The sequence below is a fragment of the Bacillus licheniformis DSM 13 = ATCC 14580 genome, from assembly GCF_000011645.1.
Lineage (GTDB): Bacteria > Bacillota > Bacilli > Bacillales > Bacillaceae > Bacillus > Bacillus licheniformis.
This window is the reverse complement of record NC_006270.3, coordinates 3,494,995-3,519,465: the sequence shown is the minus strand read 5'-3', so window position 1 is coordinate 3,519,465 and position 24,471 is coordinate 3,494,995. Positions and strand designations below refer to the sequence as shown.

At 48.9% G+C, this 24,471-nt stretch carries 23 protein-coding genes and 1 other annotated feature; of the genes, 20 read left to right on the top strand and 3 right to left on the bottom strand.

Translation table 11 applies throughout. The annotated features are described in order from the left end of the window. Positions 1–7: 7 nt before the first annotated feature. The 12 genes from TRNA_RS39655 to TRNA_RS39600 are packed head-to-tail and all read left to right on the top strand — an operon-like array spanning position 8 to position 12,413. Positions 8–1,156: a glycosyltransferase family 4 protein gene (locus tag TRNA_RS39655; protein WP_003185515.1), complete on the top strand. Its 1,149-nt coding sequence runs from the start codon at positions 8–10 to the stop codon at positions 1,154–1,156. After that, positions 1,153–1,995, top strand: coding sequence for a glycosyltransferase family 2 protein (locus TRNA_RS39650; protein WP_003185513.1), 843 nt, complete (start codon positions 1,153–1,155; stop codon positions 1,993–1,995). Before TRNA_RS39655 ends, TRNA_RS39650 begins: the two co-directional genes overlap by 4 nt. Next, the gene (locus TRNA_RS39645; protein ID WP_003185511.1) at positions 1,988–3,148 is read left to right on the top strand and encodes a glycosyltransferase family 1 protein; all 1,161 of its coding nucleotides are present in this window, start codon (positions 1,988–1,990) and stop codon (positions 3,146–3,148) included. The genes TRNA_RS39650 and TRNA_RS39645 overlap by 8 nt, the downstream gene beginning before the upstream one ends. 4 nt (positions 3,149–3,152) lie before the next feature. Beyond that, positions 3,153–4,256 carry an EpsG family protein gene (locus TRNA_RS39640; protein WP_003185509.1) on the top strand — a complete coding sequence of 368 codons (1,104 nt, stop codon included), beginning with the start codon at positions 3,153–3,155 and terminating at the stop codon, positions 4,254–4,256. Between the two features lie 59 nt (positions 4,257–4,315). After that, on the top strand, positions 4,316–5,347 hold the full coding sequence (locus TRNA_RS39635; RefSeq protein ID WP_011198336.1) for a glycosyltransferase family 2 protein: 1,032 nt from the start codon (positions 4,316–4,318) through the stop codon (positions 5,345–5,347). 11 nt (positions 5,348–5,358) lie between these two features. Next, complete coding sequence (locus TRNA_RS39630; protein WP_011198335.1) at positions 5,359–6,438, top strand: polysaccharide pyruvyl transferase family protein; 1,080 nt, start codon at positions 5,359–5,361, stop codon at positions 6,436–6,438. Next, entirely contained in the window at positions 6,435–7,454 is a 1,020-nt protein-coding gene (locus tag TRNA_RS39625; protein ID WP_009329620.1) for a glycosyltransferase, read from the top strand. The genes TRNA_RS39630 and TRNA_RS39625 overlap by 4 nt, the downstream gene beginning before the upstream one ends. After that, positions 7,451–9,007 (top strand): MATE family efflux transporter, encoded by a 1,557-nt coding sequence (locus TRNA_RS39620; protein WP_003185501.1) that lies wholly within the window; start codon positions 7,451–7,453, stop codon positions 9,005–9,007. The genes TRNA_RS39625 and TRNA_RS39620 overlap by 4 nt, the downstream gene beginning before the upstream one ends. A gap of 20 nt (positions 9,008–9,027) precedes the next feature. Next, a complete protein-coding gene (locus tag TRNA_RS39615; protein ID WP_003185499.1) occupies positions 9,028–9,630 on the top strand; it encodes a sugar transferase in 603 nt (200 codons plus the stop codon). Continuing rightward, positions 9,630–10,256, top strand: a complete 627-nt coding sequence (locus TRNA_RS39610) for an acetyltransferase (RefSeq protein ID WP_003185497.1) — start codon at positions 9,630–9,632, stop codon at positions 10,254–10,256. Before TRNA_RS39615 ends, TRNA_RS39610 begins: the two co-directional genes overlap by 1 nt. Positions 10,257–10,279: 23 nt before the next feature. Then, the gene (locus TRNA_RS39605; protein WP_003185495.1) at positions 10,280–11,425 is read left to right on the top strand and encodes a DegT/DnrJ/EryC1/StrS family aminotransferase; all 1,146 of its coding nucleotides are present in this window, start codon (positions 10,280–10,282) and stop codon (positions 11,423–11,425) included. Positions 11,426–11,435: 10 nt separating this feature from the next. Continuing rightward, positions 11,436–12,413 (top strand): polysaccharide pyruvyl transferase family protein, encoded by a 978-nt coding sequence (locus TRNA_RS39600; RefSeq protein WP_003185493.1) that lies wholly within the window; start codon positions 11,436–11,438, stop codon positions 12,411–12,413. 15 nt (positions 12,414–12,428) lie between these two features. Here the strand turns inward: TRNA_RS39600 and yvfG are convergent, their stop codons facing one another. After that, positions 12,429–12,644, bottom strand: a complete 216-nt coding sequence (gene yvfG, locus TRNA_RS39595) for a protein YvfG (protein WP_003185491.1) — start codon at positions 12,642–12,644, stop codon at positions 12,429–12,431. A 70-nt stretch (positions 12,645–12,714) separates the two neighbouring features. On the opposite strand from yvfG, the gene rpoN reads away from it, so the two are divergent. Next, entirely contained in the window at positions 12,715–14,028 is a 1,314-nt protein-coding gene (gene rpoN / locus TRNA_RS39590; RefSeq protein WP_003185489.1) for an RNA polymerase factor sigma-54, read from the top strand. Positions 14,029–14,061: 33 nt separating this feature from the next. On the opposite strand, the gene lutP is transcribed toward rpoN, so the two are convergent. Further along, positions 14,062–15,753, bottom strand: coding sequence for an L-lactate permease LutP (gene lutP / locus TRNA_RS39585; RefSeq protein ID WP_003185487.1), 1,692 nt, complete (start codon positions 15,751–15,753; stop codon positions 14,062–14,064). Positions 15,754–15,960: 207 nt separating this feature from the next. Here lutP and TRNA_RS39580 point away from each other — a divergent pair, with 207 nt between their 5' ends. The 6 genes from TRNA_RS39580 (at position 15,961) to TRNA_RS39555 (ending at position 21,705) form a co-directional block, all read left to right on the top strand. Continuing rightward, complete coding sequence (locus tag TRNA_RS39580) at positions 15,961–16,701, top strand: FadR/GntR family transcriptional regulator (protein WP_003185485.1); 741 nt, start codon at positions 15,961–15,963, stop codon at positions 16,699–16,701. A 142-nt stretch (positions 16,702–16,843) separates the two neighbouring features. Next, complete coding sequence (locus TRNA_RS39575; RefSeq protein ID WP_011198333.1) at positions 16,844–17,560, top strand: (Fe-S)-binding protein; 717 nt, start codon at positions 16,844–16,846, stop codon at positions 17,558–17,560. Between the two features lie 43 nt (positions 17,561–17,603). Then, positions 17,604–19,037, top strand: coding sequence for a LutB/LldF family L-lactate oxidation iron-sulfur protein (locus tag TRNA_RS39570; RefSeq protein WP_003185481.1), 1,434 nt, complete (start codon positions 17,604–17,606; stop codon positions 19,035–19,037). Continuing rightward, complete coding sequence (locus TRNA_RS39565; protein WP_003185480.1) at positions 19,034–19,756, top strand: LutC/YkgG family protein; 723 nt, start codon at positions 19,034–19,036, stop codon at positions 19,754–19,756. Before TRNA_RS39570 ends, TRNA_RS39565 begins: the two co-directional genes overlap by 4 nt. A gap of 333 nt (positions 19,757–20,089) precedes the next feature. Next, positions 20,090–20,779 (top strand): ABC transporter permease subunit, encoded by a 690-nt coding sequence (locus TRNA_RS39560; RefSeq protein ID WP_003185478.1) that lies wholly within the window; start codon positions 20,090–20,092, stop codon positions 20,777–20,779. Continuing rightward, entirely contained in the window at positions 20,779–21,705 is a 927-nt protein-coding gene (locus tag TRNA_RS39555; RefSeq protein ID WP_003185476.1) for an ABC transporter ATP-binding protein, read from the top strand. Before TRNA_RS39560 ends, TRNA_RS39555 begins: the two co-directional genes overlap by 1 nt. Positions 21,706–21,881: 176 nt before the next feature. Here the strand turns inward: TRNA_RS39555 and TRNA_RS39550 are convergent, their stop codons facing one another. Further along, positions 21,882–22,355 (bottom strand): hypothetical protein, encoded by a 474-nt coding sequence (locus TRNA_RS39550; protein ID WP_003185474.1) that lies wholly within the window; start codon positions 22,353–22,355, stop codon positions 21,882–21,884. Positions 22,356–22,669: 314 nt separating this feature from the next. Then, positions 22,670–22,926: a binding site (T-box leader), on the top strand. A 60-nt stretch (positions 22,927–22,986) separates the two neighbouring features. On the opposite strand from TRNA_RS39550, the gene TRNA_RS39545 reads away from it, so the two are divergent. Beyond that, positions 22,987–24,354 carry an amino acid permease gene (locus tag TRNA_RS39545; protein ID WP_011198332.1) on the top strand — a complete coding sequence of 456 codons (1,368 nt, stop codon included), beginning with the start codon at positions 22,987–22,989 and terminating at the stop codon, positions 24,352–24,354. Positions 24,355–24,471 lie beyond the last annotated feature (117 nt).

Genomic DNA, 24,471 nt, shown 5'->3' with positions numbered 1-24,471 from the left:
GAAGAACATGACAAGAACGGTTTTGTTTTGCGCTACTGTGGATTACCATTTCAAGGCCTTCCACCTCCCGTATTTAAAATGGTTTAAAGAGCAGGGGTGGAATGTTCATATCGCCGCAAAAGGAGATATGACACTGCCCTATACAGATAAAAAATTTGATATCGATATCAGGCGTTCTCCTTTGAATGCAAGCAATATCGCTGCCTATCGGGAGCTGGCGCGAATCATTGACGAACACCGGTACAGCATCATTCATTGCCACACGCCGATGGGAGGCGTGCTGGCAAGGCTTGCGGCCCGGAAACAGAGAAAAGAGGGGACGAAAGTGATCTATACCGCTCACGGTTTCCACTTTTGCCAAGGTGCTCCTTTAAAAAATTGGCTGCTGTATTATCCGATTGAAAAAGGGCTGTCCGCTTTGACCGATTGCCTGATTACGATCAATGAAGAAGATTTCGTCCTTGCAAAAGGCTTGCGAAAAGCGCTGCGCACGGAAAAAATCCACGGGATCGGCGTCGATACGGAGCGGTTTCATCCTGTCAGTGAAACAGAGAAAATGCTGCTCAGGAAAACATACGGTTTCAAAGAAGACGACTTTATCCTCATATATCCCGCGGAGCTGAACGCGAATAAAAACCAGGCCTTGCTCATCGAAACGGCGGCTGCTTTAAAAGACAGAGCCCCGAACTTAAAGGTCGTGTTTGCAGGAAAAGGGCAGATGGAGCAAAAATACCGAAATCACGCTGAACAAAAAGGCGTTTCTTCGCTCGTCATGTTTGCCGGTTTTCAAAAAAACATCCACGAATGGATTCAGCTTGCAGACGTGTCTGTCGCCTCAAGCATCAGGGAAGGGCTCGGCATGAACCTCCTTGAAGGAATGGCGTCAGGAAAGCCCGCCGTTGCAGCGGACAACCGCGGACACCGGGAAGTCATTCAAGAGGGCGTGAACGGATTTTTGGTTCCGCAGGGAGACGCCGGAACGTTCAGCGACCGGATATTGCAGCTGTACCGTCTGCCTTCTTTGCGAAAAAAGATGGGAGACGCGGGGAGACGAACAGCCGCCGCTTTTTCCCAGCAGCGCACCGTCAAAGAAATGGCGGGCATTTACTCTTCCTTTATGGATAACGAAACAGTTGAAAGGAGGCTGAAAGGATGATAGGGGGTCAAAAGCCGAAAGTTTCTGTCATTATGGGAGTCTACAATTGTGAGAACACGATCGCAGAGAGCATCGAGTCAATTTTAAATCAAACCTATAAAAATTGGGAACTGATTATATGCGACGATGCTTCGACAGACGGGACATATGCTGTTGCCAGGCGGTATGCCGATCATTACGCAGATAAGATTAAGCTGATCAAAAACGAGAAGAATCAGCGGCTGGCTGCCTCGTTAAACCACTGTCTCCAATACGCCGGCGGGAAATATATCGCGCGCCAGGACGGAGATGACATCTCTTTGCCGAGGCGGTTTGAAAAGCAGGTCGCGTTTTTGGAATCGCAATCTCATTATCATGTCGTCGGAAGCGGCATGATGGCCTTCGACGAAAACGGGATTAGAGGCGTCAGAATGCTTCCTTCCTCTCCAGAACCGAGAATCATGGCGAAAGGGACGCCGTTTTGCCATGCGACGATCATGATGAGAGCCGACGTCTACGAGGCGCTGGACGGCTATCGGGTCGGCCGGAGAACAAGAAGGATGGAAGATGTCGATTTGTGGCTTCGTTTTTTTGAGGCGGGCTTCACGGGCTACAACCTTCAGGAAGCCTTATACAAAGTAAGGGAAGACGAATCGGCGTTTAAAAGGAGAAAGCTCAGCTACTCGATTGATAATGCGTTTATCGTCTTTGCCGCCTGCAGACGGCTGAAGCTGCCGCTATCGGACTATATTTATACAATGAAACCCATCATCAGGGGGCTTATGCCTCCTTTTATCATGAACAGATATCATAAAAGAAGATTGATGAATGAAGGCGGAGGGGTCGTAAAACATGAATGACGGAAGCGTGAGACCAAAACGGGTGCTTCACATCGTAAGCGGAATGAACCGCGGCGGCGCGGAGACGATGATTATGAATATATACCGCCACACAGACAGGCGGCATATTCAATTTGATTTTATTTCCCACCGGGAAGAAACGTGCGATTACGACCCGGAGATCATCACGCGCGGCGGCCGGGTGTTTTATGTACCGAGCATCGGTCGGTCGGGTCCTGTCGCCTACATCAAAAACATCAGAAGGATTTTGGTTGAGAAAGGGCCTTATGCCGCCGTACACGCTCATACGGATTTTCAGACGGGCTTTGCCGCATTGGCGGCCAGGCTCGCCGGCGTTCCGGTCAGGGTCTGCCATTCCCACAACACGGCCTGGAAGCCTAACCCCCGGTTTTGGGATACATGGCAGCTTCTTGCATTCCGCCGCTTGATTTTCTCCAGTGCTACGGCTCTGTGCGCTTGCGGCAAAGATGCCGGGCGTTTTTTATTCGGCGCAAAGAAGATGGGTGAAAACGCGGTCCATCTTTTGCAAAACGGGATTGAACTTGACCGGTTCAAAGAAGCGAACGGCGTTTCAAAAACGAATGCGAAAAAGAGCTTCGGTATCAAAGAAGACGCACTGGTGATCGGGCATGTCGGCCGTTTTTTTGAACAGAAAAACCACGCGTTTCTGCTCGGGCTTGCCGCTTATTGCAAGAAATCGGGCATACCTTTTCAAGCGGTGTTCGCAGGTGACGGTCCGCTGCGCAGACAGATGGAAGAAAAAGCCGCTGCTCTCGGTGTAAAAGACGACATTCTGTTTCTCGGCGTCGTCGAAGATATCCCGGCTCTCATGCAGGCATTTGATGTATTTGTCATGCCGTCTTTGTTTGAAGGGCTACCCCTCGTACTGGTCGAAGCGCAAGCGTCAGGGCTCCCCTGCATTGTATCAGACAACATTACGGAAGAAACCGATTTGGGACTCGGCCTGCTGCAACGTCTCAGCTTAAATGCCGGTTTTGAACGGTGGGCTGAGGATATCAGCCGTGCTGCTCAGCCGAAAAAGCCTGCATGGCCGGAAATAGAGAGAAGCCTTGCTGAGAGAGGCTATGATGCAAAAGCAAATTTGGCGAGACTGATGGACATCTATTCAATCTCCGCAGCAGAAGGACAGTGAGTGTATGGCTGTCTACATGTTGAATATGGGGATTGTTTTCGTCTGGTCATGGTTTGCGAAAATGTACGGCAGGGAAGATCACAGGCTGCCGACGGGCTACCGTCCGAATGCGATCCTCACCGTCGTTCCGCTCGCGTCTTTGATTATCGTTGCCGGCTTAAGATACAAGGTCGGAACGGATTACCACACATATATGCTGCTTTACGAATTAGCCGGAAAATACAACAGCATTTGGGAGATATTCGGTTTCGGAACAGGCAAGTCGTCGACGGACCCGGGATTTACCGCACTCTTATGGATTTTAAATCAGATTTCAGCCGATCCGGCGCTCATGTTTGCCGTCGTTGCCGCGATTACCTATATCTATATTGTCAAGACGCTTTATGTGTATGGAAGGCCGTTTGAATTGAGCATGTTTCTGTTTATCGGCATGTTTCACTATTATGCTTCGTTTAACGGCATTCGCCAATACATGGCGGCGGCCATTCTGTTTTGGGCGGTGCGGTATCTGATCGATGGGAAGCTGGTGCGCTATATGATCGTTGTACTGATCTGTTCGCTTTTTCATTCTTCGGCATTGATCATGATTCCGGTTTATTTCATCGTCAGAAGAAAAGCGTGGTCGCCTGTCCTCTGGTGCCTGATGCTCGTCTTTTTGGCGGGGACTTTTCTGTATCAAAAATTTCTGTCCGTATTCCTAGTCGTGCTTGAAAACAGTCAATACGGACATTATGAAGAATGGCTGATGAAGAATACAAACGGCATGAACGTTATTAAAATCATCGTTCTTCTTCTCCCGCTCGCACTTGCCTTTTGCTTCAGGGAGCAGCTCAGAAAGCGCTGGCCCGAAGTCGATTATATCGTAAACCTTTGTCTGATCGGTTTCCTGTTCGGAATTTTGGCGACAAAGGATGTCATTTTTGCGAGGTTCAACATTTATTTCGGGCTCTATCAGCTGATTCTCGTTCCTTATTTTGTACGGATTTTTGAACCGAAATCAAACGCGCTTCTTTATGTTTTGATTTTGATCTGTTACTTCTTATACAGCTTTATGCTCATGCCGTTCGACTCGTCGGTATTGCCGTACAGAACGATTTTTGAACGTTGAATAGCGGAAAGACCGGACATTTTAGGTCTTGTAAAAATTTCGTCAAAGGAGTCATCACATTGGAAAATCCAGCAGTTAGTCTACTGGTCGCTGTTTATAATACAGAAGCTTTTTTGCCGAATTGTTTGCAGTCGCTGATCAGCCAGACCTTGAAAAATATTGAAATCATTATCGTCAATGACGGTTCAACAGACGGAAGCCAGAAGATCATTGATCATTACGCCCGAAAGGACGGGCGCATTAAAACGATTCAGCAGGACAATCAGGGCCTCGGCGCTGTCCGCAATAAAGGCATCGAAGCGGCGTCAGGCGAGTACTTGGCATTCATCGACTCCGACGACTGGATTGAGCCGGACTATTGCCAGTCTATGTATGAAAAAGCGAAGGATGAGGATGCCGATCTTGTCATCTGTGATTATGCCGTTGAAATTCAGGATACCGAAAAAACGGTCTGCCCGGACATCGGGAAGAACTATGAAGGAAAGCCGAAAGAGGCATTTATGAAGGATTTGTTAAAGGGTAAAGTAAGCGGCTTTTCCTGGAACAAGCTCTACAGGCGGAGTCTGATTGAGCGGCATAAGCTCGTTTTCCCGCTCCGCGACGAGCTGGAAAACATCGAAGATCAATATTTCAGCTTCAGATGCCTTCTATATGCGAATACCGCGGCGTTCGTGACTAAGCCGCTTTATCATTACAGGGTCCACCTGGCGTCCATCGTCCAAAAGTATCAGGCAGGGCTGTTTGAAGACGGTCTCGCTCTTTATGAAGCAAACCTGGACTGCCTGACAAAGCACGGAGAGCTCCCGGCTTTAAAGGAGGCGCTGCACGTCTTTATCGTCAACCACGGCTGCATCAGTATTTTAAATGAATGCAAGAGCCGAAACAAAAACCCTTCAATAGAAAAATATAAAAATATCCGCAGCATATGCGCCTGTCCGGAATTCAGGGGGAAAATCTCCGCAGTGGACATGTCGGCATTCGATTCCAAGAAGAAGCTTTTGCTTATGCTGATTCGCTTGCGGTTGATGCCGGCAGTGTATGGATTTGCGGCCATTTACCAGAAAATGATCGAGCACAGAATGAAGAAATAGGCGGTGAGGAAATGACCTTTCAGGAACTGAAGATCAATCTTGCAGAATGGCTTTTGCTCAAGGTGAAATATCCTTCTGAATATGTGATGGGAACGCCGGGTTTAAGGCGCTTTGAACAATATAAAGGCAAGAAAAAAATCATTCTGACTTTAATTCCGTCCCATGATAATTTGGGAGATCATGCGATTGCCCTGGCAAGCCGCACATTCATAGAAAACGAGTTTCCCGATTTTGAGTTAATTGAAATCGGCATTAACGATATTTACAAACATGCAAAAGCGCTCATGCGCATCCGCCACCCCGAGGATATGGTATTCATCATCGGCGGAGGAAACATGGGGGATTTGTACCGCAATGAGGAATGGACGAGGCGCTTCATTATCAAAACATTCAAGCATTATAAAATCGTCCAGCTCCCGGCAACTGCGCACTTTTCCGAGACGCTCCGCGGCAAAAAAGAGCTGAAAAGGGCGAAAAAAATCTACAACTCCCATCGCCGGCTGTTCATGATGGCGCGCGATGATACAACCTATCAATTTATGAAACAGCACTTCTCAAACCAAACGATTGTAAAGCAGCCTGATATGGTGCTTTATTTAAAGAAAGAACAGCAGTCTGAAAGAGAAGGTGTGTTGGTTTGTTTAAGGGAGGATAAAGAAAGCTTTCTCAGGCCGGAAGAGCGTAAAAAGCTGCTGAAGGCTGTCGGCGACGAGTATGGCGGTGCAAAAACTTTTACAACGACGATCGGCAGGAGGGTCAGCCGCGTGTCCCGCGAGAAGGAGCTGAACCGGCTTTGGGATCAGCTGAGAGGCGCGGAGGTCGTCGTGACAGACAGGCTGCACGGCATGATTTTTTGTGCGATAACAGGAACGCCGTGCGTCGTGATCCGCTCTTTTGATCATAAGGTGCTTGAAGGCTTTCGCTGGCTGAAAGACGTTCCTTCGATGAAGCTTGTGGAAAATCCCGATGCGGCAGAGGTTCTCGGCGCAATCGAAGAGCTGGTCAAGACCGGTGACTCGCATCGTGAGACCCCGGCAAGGGATCATTATTTCGCAGATTTAAGACGGAAAATTATGGGTGATGTCCAATGAAGCCATTTATCAGTATCATTGTTCCGATGTACAATGTCGAAGATTATATAGAAGAATGCGTCGATTCGCTGCGCAGGCAGACGCTGAAAAATATTGAAATCATCCTTGTTGATGACGGCTCTCCCGACAGATCCGGGGAGATAGCCAGAACGTACTGCAGCCTGGATGCCAGAGTGAAAGTGATTCATAAAAAAAACGGCGGGCTGAGCTCGGCGAGAAATGCCGGTCTTCAAGCCGCGACAGGAGATTATGTCGGGTTTGTCGACGGTGATGATTTTGTATTGCCTGCCATGTTTGAAAACATGTACGCCGCTGCCAAAAAAGACGACCTCGATATCGTCATGTGCGGGTATCATAAACATTCCGATACGGAAGACGCCTACTTCCCGCCGCCGCTGCCGACCGATCGCCTCTTGTTGAGCTGGGATATTAAACGCGAGCTCAAAAAGGCGCACGAAACCCGCTTCATCTGGTATGTGTGGCGGAATTTGTACAGGCGCGACCTGCTGAAGAAAAACCAGCTGTACTTTTTTGAAGACATTCGTTTTGCAGAGGATTCGCCGTTTAATTTGTACGCCTTTTATGCAGCGAAACGAGTGAGAGCGATCGATGAAGGCTACTACATGTACAGGTGCAACCCGGACAGCCTGACAGAGGCGCCGTTTAAACCGTACATGGATGAAAGCCTGAAAAGGCAGTACCGGGCGAAAAGGAGATTCTATGAGACGTTTCAGCTTTTGGATGAATGTGCGGACGATTTGGAAACGTACACATGCAAACATCAAATTCCGATGCTTTTAGCCAATGCCTGTGCGGAACCGAAGCCTTCAAAGCAGGTGAGGCGGCACATTAAAGACATTTTGTCTTACCGGATGGTGCAGTCGTGCGTCAAAGCCACGTCTCTCCGCAACCGCAACCTGTTAATCGGCCAGCGGCTCGTTTTATTGCTATGCAAGCTGAATATTCCGATTCTGCTCGAATTGTTTTTTAAACGAAATCTGCCCAGTAAGGGATGAGCCTTTTGAATAAGACATTTGTTTTGAATCTCGGCGCCAATATGGCGTCTTTTTTATTATCGGTGCTGTTTTCGATGTGGCTGACGCCTTACGTCATCAAGACCCTCGGTGTTGAGGCGTTTGGATTTGTCCATCTTACACAGAATATGATCAATTACTTTTCGATAATTACGGTCGCCCTGAGCGCGGTCGTTGTCCGGTTTTTTTCTGTTTCCGCCCACAGGGGAGCGCTTGATGAAGCGAGAGGCTATATGAATACCTATATCGTTTCATCACTGGTGCTTTCAGTCATCTTGTTTTTTCCGCTCGGCGGCACGGTGTTTTTTATCGATCAGATCATTCGCGTTCCCGCCGGTCTTTTGGGGGATGTGCAGGTCGCGCTTTTGATCGGCAGCCTGCTGTTTTTATTGACCTTTGTGATGTCGGGGTTTGCCGCCGGTCCGTTTTTCGCCAATAAAATCTATATTACGAGCACGATCCAAGCCATCCAAATGCTGATTCGCGTTCTGAGCGTATTGTTGATTTTCGCGTGGTTTGCACCGAAGATCTGGCACATTCAGCTCGCCGCTCTCATCGCAACCGCTTCGGCGTGCATCCTGTCGATCTTTTTCTTTAAGAGATTGATTCCATGGTTTACGTTCCGGGTGAGGGATATGTCGTTTGCAAAGTGCAAAAAACTGCTTCAGGCGGGAGGATGGAGCTCCGTCAGCCAAGTCGGCATCCTGCTGTTTCTGCAAATCGATTTAATGGTGGCGAATGTGATGCTGGGGGTTTCCGAATCCGGCATGTACGCGGCGATCATTCAGTTTCCGCTGTTGTTGCGGACGCTTTCGGGAACGCTAGCGGCCGTATTTTCACCTACGATTACACTCTATTATTCAAAAGGCGACAAAGAAGGGCTCGTCCGTTATGCCAATCAGGCCGTCAGGTTTAACGGCATCCTGCTCGCTTTGCCGGCGGCGCTTCTGGGGGGGCTTGCCGGCCCGTTTCTGTCGCTTTGGCTCGGCCCTTCATTCGAACATTTGAAATGGCTCTTACTGATACATGCGGGCTATTTGGTTGTTTCATTAAGCCCGGCGCCGCTGTTTTACATCTTTACCGCCTATAACAAGCTGAGAACACCGGCGCTGACCACGGTTGCCTTCGGCGTTGTCAATTTGCTGCTTGCCATCGTGCTGAGCGGCCCGGCGGGACTCGGCCTTTACGGAATTGCGCTGGCCGGTGCGGCAGCTTTAACGCTGAAAAACGTCGTCTTCACTCCGATTTATGCATCAAAGATTACGGGTGAAAGAAAAAGGGTCTTTTATAAAGGCATATACGGGCCGGTTGCCGGCGCTTCATTTACTTTGGCTGTCTGTTACGCTCTTCAATACTTATTTTCGATCGTCAGCCTGCTGTCTTTGTTTGTCACGGCACTGGCTGCGACGTTGGCTTACGGCCTGTTTGCCTATTTCGTCATGTTGACGAAAGCGGAACGGCGCATTGTCACAACGAAGCTGCAAGCATACCGGTGTTCTCTATCCTTCCCGTTTCAAAAGGGATTTTTTAAATAAAAGAAAGGGGTGCGTTTTTCGTGCTAGCGAAACGGTTTTTCGATCTTGCATTGTCAGTTATTTTGCTGGTCGCGCTCAGTCCGGCCATGATTCTGACGGCTTGTCTCATCAGATGGAAAATCGGCTCGCCTGTTTTATTTCGCCAAACCCGTCCGGGGCTGAATGGCGAGCCTTTTACATTATATAAATTCAGAACGATGACTGATGAAAGAGATGCAGCAGGCAATCTGCTAAGCGATGAAAAGCGGCTGACAAAGACGGGGCGGCTGATCAGAAAAACGAGCCTTGACGAATTGCCGCAGCTGATCAACGTTATCAAAGGAGACCTCAGCCTCGTCGGGCCGCGCCCGCTTTTGATGGAGTATATCCCCCTTTATACGAAGCGGCAGTGGAGACGCCACGAAGTCAAGCCGGGCATCACGGGCTGGGCGCAGATCAACGGGAGAAATAAAGTGACATGGGAGGAAAAATTTGAACTCGATGTCTGGTATGTGGATCATCGTTCTTTTTTGCTTGATCTCAAAATCCTTTTGTTGACTGTCGTAAAGGTTTTGAAGTCGGAAGGCGTCAGCCAGGACCGGCATGTGACAGCAGAAAAATTTACAGGGAGAAGGAATGCCTGATGCAAAACGTGGTGATCATCGGAGCCGGCGGCCATGGGAAAGTCGTTCGGGAACTTGTAAAAGAGCGGCCGGATACGGAGCTTGCCGGTATTCTTGATGACCGGTATGCGGAGCTTCATGTTGAGAACGGTCTGTATCGAGGGCCTTCAGCTGCCGCAGAAGAACTTGCGCGGCTTCATCCGGACGCGAAGTTCGTCCTGGCTGTCGGCCAAAACAGCATCAGACAGCAGCTGTATGAACGCATTGGTCTTCCGCTTGACCGGTATGCGGTTTTGATTCATCCCTCTGCTGTTGTCAGCGGTTCGGCCCGGATTCAAAACGGCGCCGTTGTTATGGCATCGAGCGTCATCCAAGCGGATGCAGACGTCGGCATCCACGCGATTGTCAACACAGGTGCGATCGTCGAACACGACAATCGGATCGGCGATTACGTTCATCTTTCGCCCGGAACGGTGTTAACCGGCGGCGTGACAGTTATGGAAGGCGCTCATCTCGGCGCGGGAACGGCGGTCATTCCCGGAAAGACAGTCGGACGCTGGAGCGTGACGGGAGCGGGGGCAGCCGTGATTCACGACATTCCTGATAATTGCACCGCAGTCGGAGTCCCTGCAAGAATGATCAAATAACAGCAGTAAAAAGGGTGAAAAACATGAGTCAGAATAAGCGAATTTATTTATCACCGCCGCACATGAGCGGAGACGAGGAGCGCTATGTAGCCGAAGCGTTTCGGACAAACTGGATCGCGCCCCTCGGTCCCCTTGTCGACACATTTGAAGAAAAGCTTGCCGCCTATGCGGGGACGTCCGGAGCCGCGGCAGTCAGCTCAGGAACAGCTGCGATCCACCTGGCCTTGAAATTGCTCGGCGTCGGCAAAGGCGATACGGTCTTCTGCTCTTCTTTTACGTTTGTAGCGAGCGCCAATCCGATCATATATGAGCAGGCTGAACCGGTTTTCATTGATTCTGAACGGGATACATGGAACATGTCGCCCGAGGCGCTTGAACGGGCGCTTGACGAAGCGGAGCGGGCCAGGAATCTCCCGAAAGCCGTCATCGTCGTCAACTTGTACGGCCAAAGCGCGAAAATGGACGAGATTATGGCCATTTGCGATCGATTTGCCGTGCCTGTCATTGAAGATGCAGCCGAATCGCTCGGTTCTGTTTATAAAGGCAGAAAAAGCGGGACCTTCGGACGCTTCGGCATTTATTCGTTCAACGGTAACAAAATCATCACCACATCGGGCGGAGGAATGCTGGTCAGCGATGATGAAGACGCGTTGAAGAAGGCGCGCTTTTTAGCCACTCAGGCGCGCGAGCCAGCCATTCATTATCAGCACGAAAAAGCGGGCTACAATTACCGGATGAGCAATGTTCTGGCCGGAATCGGCATCGCACAGCTCGCCGTTCTGGATGACCGGGTACATGCCAGACGGGCGGTTTTCGAGCGCTATAAGGAGGCGCTTTCCGGTATCGAAGGTATAGAATTCATGCCTGAGGCCGGCATGTCAAACCGCTGGCTCACGACATTAACGTTAGACACAGCAAAGATTCAAACAACACCGGCGGACATCATCGAACAGCTCGCAAATGAAAACATTGAGGCCCGCCCGTTATGGAAGCCTTTGCACAGACAGCCCCTTTTTAAAGGCGCGGCCTTTTATCCGCACGATGACCAGGGCTCTGTCTGCTGCGACTTATTTCAGCGCGGGCTCTGCCTGCCGTCAGGATCAAGTATGACGCGAAAAGAGCAGGACCGGGTAATTCAAATCGTTGCCGACCGGATTAAATATAAATGAGGTGCTAAACATGGCGATTACATATTCCATGGACAGCTTAAAGCATAAGCTGGCAGAAATTTTGGATGTCATTCCAAGGCATTCATCAGTCGTTTACTTGGACTACCCGCTATACGGAAACGTCGGGGATCTATTGATCATGAAAGGAACGGAAGCTTTTTTTGAAGCATACGGCATCAAGGTGCGCGAAAGATGGAATGCGGAGAATTTCATTCCGGGCCGCCGCATTCCAAAGGACGCCATCATTGTTTGTCAGGGGGGCGGCAATTTCGGCGACTTGTACCCTCACTTCCAGCAGTTCAGAGAACGGGTGGTCGAACATTACCCGGACAACCGGATCGTCATTCTGCCGCAGTCGATTTATTATGAGCATGAAGAAAATATAATAAAAACGCGCGGCATTTTGGCGGCTCACCCGGATCTGCACTTATTCACGCGGGAAAAGGCATCATTCGATTTTGCCGTCAAGCGTTTCGAAGAGGTGAAAAACATCAAAATGATGCCCGATATGGCTCACCAGCTCTGGCCGATCGCGGCACCTGCCGAAAAGCCGTCCGAGTCCGTTCTGCGGTTGATCAGGACCGACAAAGAAGCCAACAGCAGCCTGCAGAAAGCAGGGGAGCCGGACACGTACGATTGGAACGTCATCTTATCAGAAGGCGACAAACGCGGAATCAAACGCCTGCAGACGATCAATGTCCTCAACAAAAAAGCGGGCAATCCGCTGCCGATCGCTTCTTATTGGAAACGCTTTTCGGACAGCCTCGTCGACAAATCAATCCGTTTCTTCAGCCGCTATGAATCAGTCGTTACTTCAAGGCTGCACGGCCACATCTTATCGTGCCTGCTCGGAAAAGAAAACGTAGTGATTGACAACTCCTACGGAAAAAACGCGAATTACTACAATACATGGATGAAAGACATCCCGAATACGAAACTGATTCAAAACCATCAGACAGAAGCAGAAAAACCGCCTGTTCACGTATGACAGGCGGTTTTTTTGCTATGCTTCTTCACGCTTTACTTTGTTGTAGGCTTCATCCAAATGCTGAATCCGTTTTAAAACGACGGCGTTTTTTGTCAGCTGGTCTTGCACAAGCGTTGAAACGACTGAACGGTAGTAGCTGTTCATCGCGTGGATTTTATCCTCATTTGGATGCATTTCAATATGGGTTTTAAAATTTTCTATGAAATAGGGCACGGAGAAAAGCTCTGTCAATGGTAACACTCCTTTTTTAAGTCTATACGGTTCGGAACCGATCGTGTAAACTAATAGTGGGAGGGGAGATATGATGAACTTGCATGTACAGCAGCAGCAAACGGCAAAACTTCACTTGACGCAAGGGCTTGCCCAAGCCATTCATATGCTTCAGTATTCGTCGGCCGAGCTGAACAGCCGGATTGATGAACTCTCATTGGAAAACCCCCTGATCGAACGAAAAGACTCCGATATTCCCCGATCATTTTACCATAAAACGAATCGTCATTTGCAAAATGAAGGAATAAGCCGCTCTGAGACGGCCCATTCCCGTGAAGATGTTAAAAGCGCTTTGAAACGGCAGGCGCTCGATCTCCAGCTGTCAAGCCGCGAAAAGCGGGTTTTCAGCTATTTGGTCGAATCACTTGATCCAAACGGATATGTGACAGAAGACATCGCCTTTATCGCTTCCGAGCTGGCTGTCACCAGAGAAGAAGCTGAAGAAGTCTTGGGCAAGCTGCAGACTCTTGATCCGGCAGGCATCGGGGCGCGGTCGCTACAGGAATGCATCCTGATCCAATTAAAGCGTCTGCCCAAGGAGACGGCAAAAGCGGAAAAAGTCATTTCCTCATACTTTGACCTGTTTGCCAAAAAGGGATGGAAAGAGCTGTCAGAGAGAGCGGGGCTTTCGCTTTCAGAGCTTCAGGACATTCAAGACCTTGTCGCAGAACTGTCGCCGCGTCCCGGATTGATATATGGCACAGATGATGGCGAAGTCTATGTCGAGCCTGATTTAATCATTTCAGCAGAGGATGGAAAATTGGTGCTTGAGCTCAGCAGCCGTTCTTTTCCCGACATCCAGCTTAACGCGTTTTACGAGCCGTTTTTAGAGCGTCAGTCAAAAGACGAGGCGACCGCTTATATCTCTGATAAGTTCAAGCAGTGGAAATGGCTCGACAATGCCCTCAGGCAAAGACGGGAAACGATGCGGAGGGTGATGGCGGAAATCATGGTGCGGCAAAAAGATTATTTTTTAAAAGGGAAAGACGAACTGAAGCCGCTCACATTAAAAGAGATCGCTGATGCCCTCGGCGTTCACGAATCAACGGTAAGCCGCGCAGTCAAAGGGAAAATCGTGCAGACGCCTTTTGAGCTTTGCGAGCTTAAACGGTTTTTTTCGGCGAAGGTAAAGGACGCCGCTGACGGGCATGCGTCAAGTCACACAGTCAAAGCGCATCTGCGCCGGCTGATCGATGAAGAAGATAAAATGAAACCGCTTTCAGATCAGAAACTGGCCGACCTTTTAAACGAAAAGCACGGCGTTGTCATATCGAGGCGGACCGTCGCCAAATACCGTGATCAGCTCAATATACTGCCTTCGTCTGTAAGAAAGAGATATCAATAAAGAAGCCGTCCGGCACGAGCGCCGGCGGCTTTTTTACGGGATCATCCACGAAAACAGATGATGCTGCAGGAAAGTGATCATGCAAACGAGGAAAAGAAGAAACAGACTGTGTTTCAGTGTAAAGCGAAGCAAGTCGGATTCCTTTCCTGCCAGTCCGACGGCTGCGCAGGCGACCGCAATCGACTGCGGAGAGATCATTTTTCCTGTGACGCCGCCTGAAGAGTTGGCCGCCACAGACAGCACCGGCTCCATTCCGACTGACTGTGCCGTCATTTTTTGCAGGCTTCCGAACAGCAAATTGGCCGACGTATCTGAACCGGTTATAAACACACCGAGCCAGCCGAGAACGGGAGAAAAGAATGCGAACATTGAACCGGTCATCGCAAGGGACATGCCCAGTGTTGTGCTCATGCCCGAAGAATTGGTGACATAGGCAAAACCGACGACGGAAGCGATCGTTAATATCGGCTTGCCGAGTTCCTTCAGCGAATCTGTAAATACGGCGCCCCATTCTTTCCAAGGCATGCCTGTGACAAACTTTGTCAGTACGGCGGCAATCAGGATCGCCGTACCTGCCGATCCAGCGAGATCAAGTTTGTAAAGAGCCTCAAGCGGTTTTCCGGAACCATCGAGAATTTGATTGTGCAAAAAAGGCACGCCGGGTGCAAACGTCAGCCTGCCGCCGATATCATTTATGAACAGCAGCAATGGATTTGAACCTTCATAATGGCCCGTCAAGGCCTGTTTGACAGATGGAATTCCCCAGATGGAGACCATTGCCGTGAGCAGCAAAAACGGTGTCCATGCCTTGAAAATCTGCCCCGCCGAGTATGAGGCCTTTTGATGTTCAAGCTGCTGCGCCTCCGCTGCAGCGGCCATTTCCTTTTCTTGTGAGAATCTGAATGTCGTTTTCGGTTTCCAAAATTTTAAGAATACAGCGAGAGCGATAAGCGATACGATAGCTGACAAAATATCCGGGAGCTCAGGCCCCAGGAAGTTTGAGCTTACATACTGTGTAACGGCAAAAGAGACGCCCGACACGAGAATGGCCGGCAGCACTTCCAAAGCCCTTTTGAAACCGCTCATGATGATGATCAAATAAAACGGAATAAATACAGATAAAAACGGCAGCTGGCGTCCGACCATTTTTGAAATGTCCATCGCAGGAATCCCAGTCGGCCCTTCAACCGCGATAATCGGGATGCCGATCGCTCCGAAAGCGACAGGCGCCGTGTTGGCGATCAGGCATATGCCCGCCGCATACAACGGATTAAAGCCGAGGCCGACAAGCAATGCAGCCGATATCGCGACAGGGGCGCCGAAGCCTGCCGCACCTTCCAAAAATGCCCCGAATGAAAACGCTATCAAAAGTGCTTGCAAACGGCGGTCATCTGTGATCGACAATACCGAACTCCTGATGATTTCAAATTGGCCGGTTTTCACCGTAAGCTTGTACAAAAAAACTGAAGTCACGATAATCCAGCCGATCGGCAGCAGCCCGTAAACCGCGCCTTGCGAAGCCGACATCACAGCCTGCTGAGCGGGCATGCCGTATACGAAAACGGCCAGCACGAGTGCGATCAGCAAAGTCGTCAAGCCTGCTGTATGCCCTTTCATTCTTTTGATTGCCAGAGCCCAGAAAAAATACAAAATCGGTATAAGCGCTGCAAGCGAAGAGAGCAGCAAACTGTTCCCCAGCGGAGTATAATCTTGCGTCCATCCCATCTCCAATTCCCCCTTTGTTCGTCAAAAAAGCCTCATCTAGTCATCTGATGACATGATGATAAGACTGATCATTTAGCATTATATTTCTCAATGTCATAAATTACAATCTTTTTTTGCATGGAGCCGAAGTCTATATGTTCCAGACGGAAAGAACGGTATAATAAAAAATAGCGCATCATGCCCAGTCTGGTTACGAGGTGAAAAAAGTTGAAATACAAACAAATCAAGACGAAAAAAATATATGAAGAAGTCGCGGAAGCGCTTCTTGAATCGATTAAAAGCGGAGAGCTTGAGCCCGGCGACAAGCTTGACTCCGTCCAAGCGCTCGCCGACAGCTTTCAGGTCAGCCGTTCGGCCGTAAGGGAAGCGCTGTCCGCGTTAAAAGCGATGGGGATGGTCGAAATGAAGCAGGGGGAAGGGACGTATGTGAAAAGGTTTGAGCCTGAGCAAATTTCCATCCCCCTTTCGGCTGCACTTTTGATGAAAAAGAAAGATGTCGCTGAACTGCTCGAAGTCCGTAAAATACTTGAAATCGGGGCAGTTTCCAGTGCGGCTCAAAAACGCACGGAGGATGATCTCGGACGCATGCAGGAAGCACTTGAGGATATGAAGCTGGCGGACGGGAACGGCGAACTTGGCGAAAAAGCCGACCTCGCGTTTCACCTTGCGCTTGCCGGCGCTTCGCAGAACGATCTGCTGAAAGGCTTGATGAATCATGTGTCATCTCTCTTAATTGAGACGATGAGGGAGACGCGCAAAATTTGGCTGTTCTCGAAGAATACAACTGTTAAGCGCCTTTATGAGGAACACGAAGCCATCTATCAGGCTGTGAAGGAAAAAGACGGCCAAAAAGCGGAGCAAGCGATGCACAATCATCTGACAAATGTGGAAAATGTGCTGGCCTCATATTTTGAAGAAACGAAACAAGCCGACGAGCCGGCTATTTAAGCAGCAGTCAGCTGCACGGCCTGAGTGAAAACGAAAAAGAAACCCCTTTCAAAAAATTTTGCCAAGGTGTAAGATGGAGAAAGAGGGTTTTCTAACCAAGTCATCAGATGACCTGATTAATCGGGTTGGAGAGGGGATCAAGATGAAAGTATCACTGTTTATCACGTGTTTGGTTGACATGTTTCAGTCAAATGTCGGAAAAGCGACTGTTGAACTGCTGGAGCGGCTCGGATGTGAAGTGGATTTTCCCGAAGGGCAGATCTGCTGCGGCCAGCCTGCGTACAACAGCGGCTATGTCAAAGATTCCAAAAAAGCGATGAGACGGATGATTGAGACGTTTGAATCAGCTGAATACGTCGTCAGCCCTTCAGGATCGTGCGCTTTTATGTTCAAAGAGTACCCGCACCTTTTCCGGGATGAACCGGCCTGGGCGGAAAAAGCGCAGCGGCTGGCTGACAAAACGTATGAGCTGACCGATTTTATCGTCAACGTATTGAAGATTGAGGACGTCGGGGCGACACTCGAGAAAAAGGCGACTTATCATACGTCATGCCATATGACAAGGCTTTTGGGAGTCACGGACGCGCCGATGAAGCTGCTTCGGCATGTGAAGGGACTGGAGTTCACGCCGCTGCCGCGCAAACACGACTGCTGCGGATTCGGGGGCACTTTCTCGGTGAAGATGTCGCAAATATCCGAACAGATGGTCGATGAGAAAGTGGCGTGTGTCGAAGAAACAGCCGCCGACGTGTTAATCGGGGCGGACTGCGGCTGCTTGATGAATATCGGCGGGCGGATCGGGAGAAAGAACAAGCCGATTGAAGTCATGCATATCGCAGAAGTGCTGAACAGCAGATAAACAGACAATCCGGTCATTTCACAGATAGAGGGGGACATTCGTTATGGCAATGAAGATCGGAACGCAGAAATTTAAAGAGCGCGTGTCAGACGGGCTCGACAACGAGTTTATGAGGGGGGCCGTTTCAAGCGCGCAGGAGCGCTTGAGAGCGCGCCGTCTTGAGGCGGCAAAAGAGCTCGGGAACTGGGAAGAATGGCGGTCTCTGGCCGAAGAAATCAGGCAGCACGTGCTGGAAAATCTGGATTACTATCTAGAACAGCTTGCCGAAAATGTCGCCAAAAAAGGCGGGCACGTTTTCTTTGCGCAGACGGCTGAAGAAGCGACAGGCTACATCCGCGATGTCGTGAAAAAGAAAAACGGCAAAAAAATCGTCAAATCAAAATCAATGGTGACCGAAGAAATCAACATGAACGAGGCACTTGAAAGCGACGGCTGCGAAGTGGTCGAAACCGATTTGGGCGAATACATCCTCCAAATCGATGATCATGATCCGCCGTCACATATCGTCGCACCTGCTTTGCATAAAAACAAAGAGCAAATCCGCGACGTCTTCAAAGAGCGGATCGGCTACCGCAACACCGAAAAGCCGGAAGAGCTTGTCATGCACGCGCGCGCCGTGCTTAGAAAGAAATTTCTCGAAGCTGATATCGGCATTACGGGCTGCAATTTTGCAATTGCCGATACGGGATCTGTCAGCCTTGTCACAAACGAGGGAAACGGACGTCTCGTCACGACTATTCCGAAGACGCAGATTACCGTGATGGGGATGGAGCGGATCGTCCCATCATTCGACGAGTTTGAAGTTCTCGTCGGCATGCTCACAAGAAGCGCGGTCGGACAGCGGCTGACGAGCTATATCACGGCGCTGACAGGGCCGAGGCTGCCCGGTGAAGCGGACGGCCCGGAGGAGTTTCACCTCGTCATCGTTGACAACGGGCGTTCCAACATTCTCGGAACGGAGTTTCAGTCCGTCCTTCAATGCATCCGCTGTGCGGCCTGCATCAATGTCTGCCCCGTTTACCGTCATGTCGGCGGGCATTCTTACGGTTCGATCTATTCAGGTCCGATCGGGGCTGTATTGTCGCCGCTGCTCGGCGGATATGACGATTATAAAGAACTGCCGTACGCATCTTCGTTATGTGCGGCTTGCTCTGAAGCATGTCCGGTGAAAATCCCGCTTCATGAGCTGCTTCTAAAGCACAGGCAGCGCATCGTTGAAAAAGAAGGGCGCGCGCCGATATCCGAAAAGCTGGCGATGAAAGCGTTCGGCTTGGGAACTTCTGCGCCATCCCTTTACAAAATGGGCTCCAAATGGGCGCCGGCAGCCATGAAGCCGTTTAAAGAAGACGGCAAGATTACGAAGGGACCGGGTCCGTTAAAACAGTGGACCCAGATACGCGACTTCCCCGCGCCGAACAAGTCAAGGTTCCGCGACTGGTTTGAGGACAGACGGAAAGAGAAGGGGGAAGACAAATGACAAACGGAACAATCCACAACAAAGACGGCTTTTTAAACCGGATTGCTGAAAGGCTCGGCCGCAACAGGCGTTCTGCAGGCGTCACCGTTCCCGATTATATCCACCAGCCGCAGCACAGGGTATATCAAGGCTATACACAGGATGAGCTTGTCGGCGTCTTAAAGGACCACTGCCGGAAAATTCACACGGAGCTGATTGAAACAGATGTCATCGGCTTGCATGATGCCTTGTATGAACAAGCAGCGCGATTTGGAGGCGGGCCTGTCATGATCCCGAAAGATGACCGTTTTAAAGAGTACGGACTGTCAGGCCTGTTAACGGACAAGTGGCCGAATGAAGGGACGAAAGTGTGGGAATGGGATGCAGCGGCCGGAGATGAGAACATCCAGCGAGCCGAACAGGCTAACATCGGCGTGACATTCAGCGAGATCACGCTTGCTGAATCCGGAACGGTCGTCCTCTTCAGCTCAAAAGACAAAGGACGTTCCGTCAGCTTGCTGCCGACGACATATATCGCGATCGTCCCGAAAAGCACCATCGTCCCGCGGATGACACAAGCAAGCGCAATCATCAAACAAAAGATTGCAGACGGCGACGTCATCCCGTCCTGCATCAACTATGTCACTGGACCGAGCAATTCAGCCGATATCGAAATGGACCTTGTAGTCGGCGTCCACGGCCCCGTAAAGGCGGCATATATAGTCGTGGAGGACCGGTAATTATCGATAGCAAAAAGATTAGCTTCATACTGAGCTAATCTTTTTTATTATGCGATATGACAATTCCGGCGCATACAGATTGAACGCATCGTTCTGCTTTTTTTGCCGATTATAAATAGTATATTAAAATGGTATTTTTATCGGATCGCCGGCTCTGCATACACATTTCTGCCGCAGGTCCAAGCCGCTTGCGAGATTTTTTATCTCATTTATAATCCACAGAAGCACCCCTGATAGAAAGAGTCTATTAAAATTTAAGGTAATGTTAAGGATAAGATTATTTCCCGATAATGTTCACTCACTATAATGGAGAATAGTGAAGGAGTGACTCATATGCGGGCAGTGTGTCTGAACGAATTTATCAGTCTTTTTAAAAGCATCAAGTCGATTATTGTCATTATTATTATGTTTTGGGTGAGCTATAAGACTGCGGGATTGATTGAACAGGCGCCTGCGGATGTCGTGCGGGAATTGGATTTAGGAAGCGATGCAGGCGCGATCGGAACGGCCGTTATCGTGTTTGCTCTCGGTTTCCTGTTTATCGCGGGGCTTTCCCATGACATGATCAACCGCGAAGTCCATACCCGGACGGTCAGATTTCTCGTGACGAAAACGTCGCGGATCAAGATCATTCTGGGAAAGTTTCTTGGCGTCTGGCTGTTTTGGTTTTTCTGCATGCTCGTTTCTTATGCCTTGGTGATGATCGCCTCAAAAGAGTTTTTATGGCTGAGTTATGCAGACAGCATGGCTTTTCTTACAGCTGCGATCTCTTTGAACCTTTTATTTTCGATCGTGATTTCAAGGCCCGCCGTGTCAATGTTTTTCGGAATCGTGTTTGCTCTCGTTTTTCCAGCGGTCAGTTTATGGGCTGTTTATTCAGAGAACGGCATGATCACCTGGTTTAAATATATAACGCCGTACTATTACTCCGTACTGGGCGGTTCTTTTATTTTCATCAACTTTGTCTACGCCGCCATCGTTCTTTGCGGTGCGATCGTTTTGTTTAAAAGGAGAGATTTATAATGAATGTGGTGATCGAGGCAAAAGGGCTGATGAAAAGCTACGGCGCCAAAACCGTCGTCAACCATGTCGACCTTCAAGTTGAAAAAGGAGAGATTTACGGATTCCTCGGCCGCAACGGTGCGGGGAAATCTACGTTTATGAATATGATCACAGGCATTATCCAGCCGACAGCCGGCAGTTTTCTGCTGTTAAATGAAGCTTCGATTGAAAGCGTCAAGCACCGCATCGGCGTTTTACCCGATTATTTGACCCTCTATGATTCAATGACAGCGGTCGGGCATTTGAAGTATTTTGCAAAGCTGAACGGACGGACCGTATCGACTGAGCGTTGCGAAGAAGTCTTAGAGAGGGTAGGGTTCACTGAGCATACTGAAAAAAAAGCGGGCGCGTATTCATTCGGTATGAAAAAAAAGCTCGGCATCGCCCAAGCGATCATCCATGATCCCGAGCTCATCTTTTTGGATGAACCGACATCAGGTGTTGATGCCGAATCGGCACTCCACATTCAAAAGCTGATTATGGATTTGCAAAAAGAAGGTAAGACGGTATTTATGACGTCACACAACCTGCATGAAATCGAGAAAATCTGTACACGAATCGCGATCATGAAAAACGGCCGCATTTTAATGGAAGGCACGCTCGATGAGTTAAGAAGGCATTTCATGTCGAACATAAGCGTTCACATCCGCCATTCGAATATTCCCGAGCAGCATTTCGGCCTGATCGACCGATTTCTTGAGTCAGCTGGTGAAAACGTTCAATTTAAGCACCATGAGATTTCGATCATCGTCAATTCAGAAGAAAAAATTCCTGCCATCGTCAGAGTATTAACGAACTGCAAGGTGGGAATCTACAGAATCCACGTCGATGAACCGTCGCTTGAAGACATCTTTATCGACAGCTCGGAGGAACGCGTTGTGTCTTGACACTATGGTGGGCTAATATTCCAGAAAGATTTTGACAGGCATGAGTTCGGCATTGTTCGGGCCTCATGTCTTTAATCTTGCTGACCCGTATGGCGCCACCGGATAGATCCATTAAATATACGACCAAAAAAAACGCCTTTGAATAAAGGCGTTTTCCATAAGGGGCGGCTCGGTTTCTAGTATTTCCACAAAATCGACATGTCGCCGGTTGTTGCTTCATCAATGACATTTCCGTCTTGATCCATTTTGACGAAGTACCTGCCTCCGTTTGTTACGTTTTTGTACTCGGTTTCTGATGTACCGTCATCGTTTTGCGTGAATTCAAATTGAACATCAGCAATGAGTGTGCCGCTGTTGAGGTCGACATAGTAAGAATGGAAGCTGACATGGCTCCAGTCATCTTTTTCGGCAGGAATGTCCGATATGACGCCGACCTTTTCAGCAGGATCATTGACGATCACACCGTAATCCTTCTGCAAATTGCCGGTTTCGACATCAGCCTCGTTTAAAATCTCTTTAATCTGGCTAAATTCAGCATCTGTAGGTGTTGTATACCTGTCTTCAGGAATGTCCTTCGCAAAGCTTACGGACGATGAACCAAAGACGAGCGTCAATACGGACAAGATCACCATAAACAAGAGTTTTTTCATGTTCTCTTCCTCCTTTAGCTGATGTTATGATTCGGTTCACACTCTATCATCGTTAAAATATTTTGTAAAGTTTGAATAATATTTCAATTTAACTATTTTTTTCGGGGGATATCTGCCGATTTTTACATTTTCCTTTTTTGGTTCATGCTCTATCATTATGAAAGTTGTGCATATCTGCCCTTGCATTTTCCAATAGAAAAGGCGATCTTCCTTGAAAAAAGAGAAAAATTTTAATTTTTATTTTTTGGCATCGGATTTGATGTTGACAAAGTGAAGATCGGCACGTATATTATATGAATATATTTCAGGCAGAAGAAAACACAATGAACGGGAGCAGTAAAAGATCGGCATTGGCAAAGAGAGCTGCGGGTAGGTGAGACGCAGACCAATGAACCTTTGAACTCGCCCGGGAGTGGACTGGCTAAAGGACGGACATCAATTCCTGAGGACTTTACGATTAACCTTCGTTAACAGGTTTGCACAGCATGGCTGTGCTTCGCAAAGCTGGATTCTTGGTATAGGATCAAAAAGAGTGGTACCGCGGTAAGCTTCAAAGCTCATCGTCTCTTTATCTTCAAATTGAAGAGGGAGACGGTGAGCTTTTTTATTTTAATAGAGGAAGTGAACATAGATGGAGAAAGACATGCAGAAGCTCGAGCGCACGATGACATCGCGGCATATTATGATGATGGCATTGGGCGGAGCGATTGGGGCAGGATTATTTAAAGGAAGCAGCAAAGCGATCGATTTGGCGGGGCCTTCGGTCATGATCCCCTACTTGATCGGCGGCGTGATTTTGCTGTTTATTATGCAGGGGCTGGCCGAGATGGCTGTCCGAAACAGCGAAGCCAGAACATTCAGGGATCTGGTTCAATCGATATTAGGGCCGTATGCCGCTTATTTTTTGGACTGGATATACTGGAAAATGTGGGTTCTCAATATTGCGGCTGAGGCTGTTGTCGCCGCGATGTTTTTGCAGTACTGGCTGCCGGGGCTGCCGATTTGGGTGCTGGCGCTGTTCGTTTCACTCGTCATTACGAGCGTGAATTTGCTTTCTGTCAAAAGCTTTGCCGAGACGGAATACTGGCTTGCTCTCATTAAAATCACAGTGATTGTCGTCTTTATTATATCCGGATTTATCTTGTTATTTTTCTCTTTTGGACAACATTCGGCTGTCGGCTTTACTCATTTGACAGACCATGGCGGCTTCTTCCCGAATGGCGCCGGAGGGCTGATTACAGCCATGCTTGTCGTGATCTATTCCTACGGCGGAACGGAAATTATCGGGGTGACCCTGGCGGAAACCAAAAATCCTGAGAAGGTTGTGCCTAAAGCCGTGCGGGGAACGTTAACGCGCATTATTGCTTTTTATCTTCTGCCGTTTTTCGTGATCGTCAGCTTGATTCCATGGAATCAAGTGAACGGGGTGTCGGAGAGTCCCTTTGTCATGGTCTTTAAGATGATCGGCGTTCCCGGAGCGGATCATTTGATGAATGCGGTCATTTTACTGGCGGTCATTTCTTCTATGAACTCAGGGCTTTACGGCGCCTCCCGTATTTTGTATACACAGGCGTCAGACGGAAGAATGCCGAAAATCTTTTCGAGGCTTTCTGCGAGAAAGGTGCCGGTTTATTCGATTCTATTATGCACTTCGTTCTTATACTTGGGCGTATTGTTTTCACTATTTGCCGGCAGCCAAACGTTTGAATATTTGATGGGGTCTCTCGGCTATACCGTCCTTGTGATCTGGATGCTGATTGCCGCCGCCCATTTAAAATCGAGGAAACGGAATCAAACAGCTGGAAACGGCTACTATGTCAAATGGTTCCCTTATACGACTTGGGTGGCAATCATTTCGCTGACAGCCATACTGATCGGTGTCATCCTGACCACGTCGATTGTCATTACATTGGTGACGGCGGGGATCTATTTGCTCATTAGCGCTGCTTATTTCTTTAAAGGAAGAAACCAGACAGCCGGCCAAACGGCCGCTTCTTAAAAAAGGGCTTGCCTCCCAGCGGAGGCAAGCTTTTTATACATTAGTTCGATTTTTTTCGAACTAATTTCTTTTATTCACCGGGACGATTATGTTATCGTCTAATTACATGACCACTAC

What these genes read in the sequence shown, in the direction of transcription:
- TRNA_RS39645 (WP_003185511.1), top strand. Translation starts at nt 1,988, where the DNA reads ATGAATGACGGAAGCGTGAGACCAAAACGGGTGCTTCACATCGTAAGC.
- TRNA_RS39650 (WP_003185513.1), top strand. Translation starts at nt 1,153, where the DNA reads ATGATAGGGGGTCAAAAGCCGAAAGTTTCTGTCATTATGGGAGTCTAC.
- TRNA_RS39625 (WP_009329620.1), top strand. Translation starts at nt 6,435, where the DNA reads ATGAAGCCATTTATCAGTATCATTGTTCCGATGTACAATGTCGAAGAT.
- TRNA_RS39640 (WP_003185509.1), top strand. Translation starts at nt 3,153, where the DNA reads ATGGCTGTCTACATGTTGAATATGGGGATTGTTTTCGTCTGGTCATGG.
- TRNA_RS39655 (WP_003185515.1), top strand. Translation starts at nt 8, where the DNA reads ATGACAAGAACGGTTTTGTTTTGCGCTACTGTGGATTACCATTTCAAG.
- lutP (WP_003185487.1), bottom strand. Translation starts at nt 15,753, where the DNA reads ATGGGATGGACGCAAGATTATACTCCGCTGGGGAACAGTTTGCTGCTC.
- TRNA_RS39600 (WP_003185493.1), top strand. Translation starts at nt 11,436, where the DNA reads ATGGCGATTACATATTCCATGGACAGCTTAAAGCATAAGCTGGCAGAA.
- TRNA_RS39630 (WP_011198335.1), top strand. Translation starts at nt 5,359, where the DNA reads ATGACCTTTCAGGAACTGAAGATCAATCTTGCAGAATGGCTTTTGCTC.
- TRNA_RS39555 (WP_003185476.1), top strand. Translation starts at nt 20,779, where the DNA reads ATGAATGTGGTGATCGAGGCAAAAGGGCTGATGAAAAGCTACGGCGCC.
- TRNA_RS39620 (WP_003185501.1), top strand. Translation starts at nt 7,451, where the DNA reads ATGAGCCTTTTGAATAAGACATTTGTTTTGAATCTCGGCGCCAATATG.
- TRNA_RS39565 (WP_003185480.1), top strand. Translation starts at nt 19,034, where the DNA reads ATGACAAACGGAACAATCCACAACAAAGACGGCTTTTTAAACCGGATT.
- TRNA_RS39575 (WP_011198333.1), top strand. Translation starts at nt 16,844, where the DNA reads ATGAAAGTATCACTGTTTATCACGTGTTTGGTTGACATGTTTCAGTCA.
- TRNA_RS39570 (WP_003185481.1), top strand. Translation starts at nt 17,604, where the DNA reads ATGGCAATGAAGATCGGAACGCAGAAATTTAAAGAGCGCGTGTCAGAC.
- TRNA_RS39610 (WP_003185497.1), top strand. Translation starts at nt 9,630, where the DNA reads ATGCAAAACGTGGTGATCATCGGAGCCGGCGGCCATGGGAAAGTCGTT.
- rpoN (WP_003185489.1), top strand. Translation starts at nt 12,715, where the DNA reads ATGATGAACTTGCATGTACAGCAGCAGCAAACGGCAAAACTTCACTTG.
- TRNA_RS39545 (WP_011198332.1), top strand. Translation starts at nt 22,987, where the DNA reads ATGGAGAAAGACATGCAGAAGCTCGAGCGCACGATGACATCGCGGCAT.
- TRNA_RS39560 (WP_003185478.1), top strand. Translation starts at nt 20,090, where the DNA reads ATGCGGGCAGTGTGTCTGAACGAATTTATCAGTCTTTTTAAAAGCATC.
- TRNA_RS39605 (WP_003185495.1), top strand. Translation starts at nt 10,280, where the DNA reads ATGAGTCAGAATAAGCGAATTTATTTATCACCGCCGCACATGAGCGGA.
- TRNA_RS39550 (WP_003185474.1), bottom strand. Translation starts at nt 22,355, where the DNA reads ATGAAAAAACTCTTGTTTATGGTGATCTTGTCCGTATTGACGCTCGTC.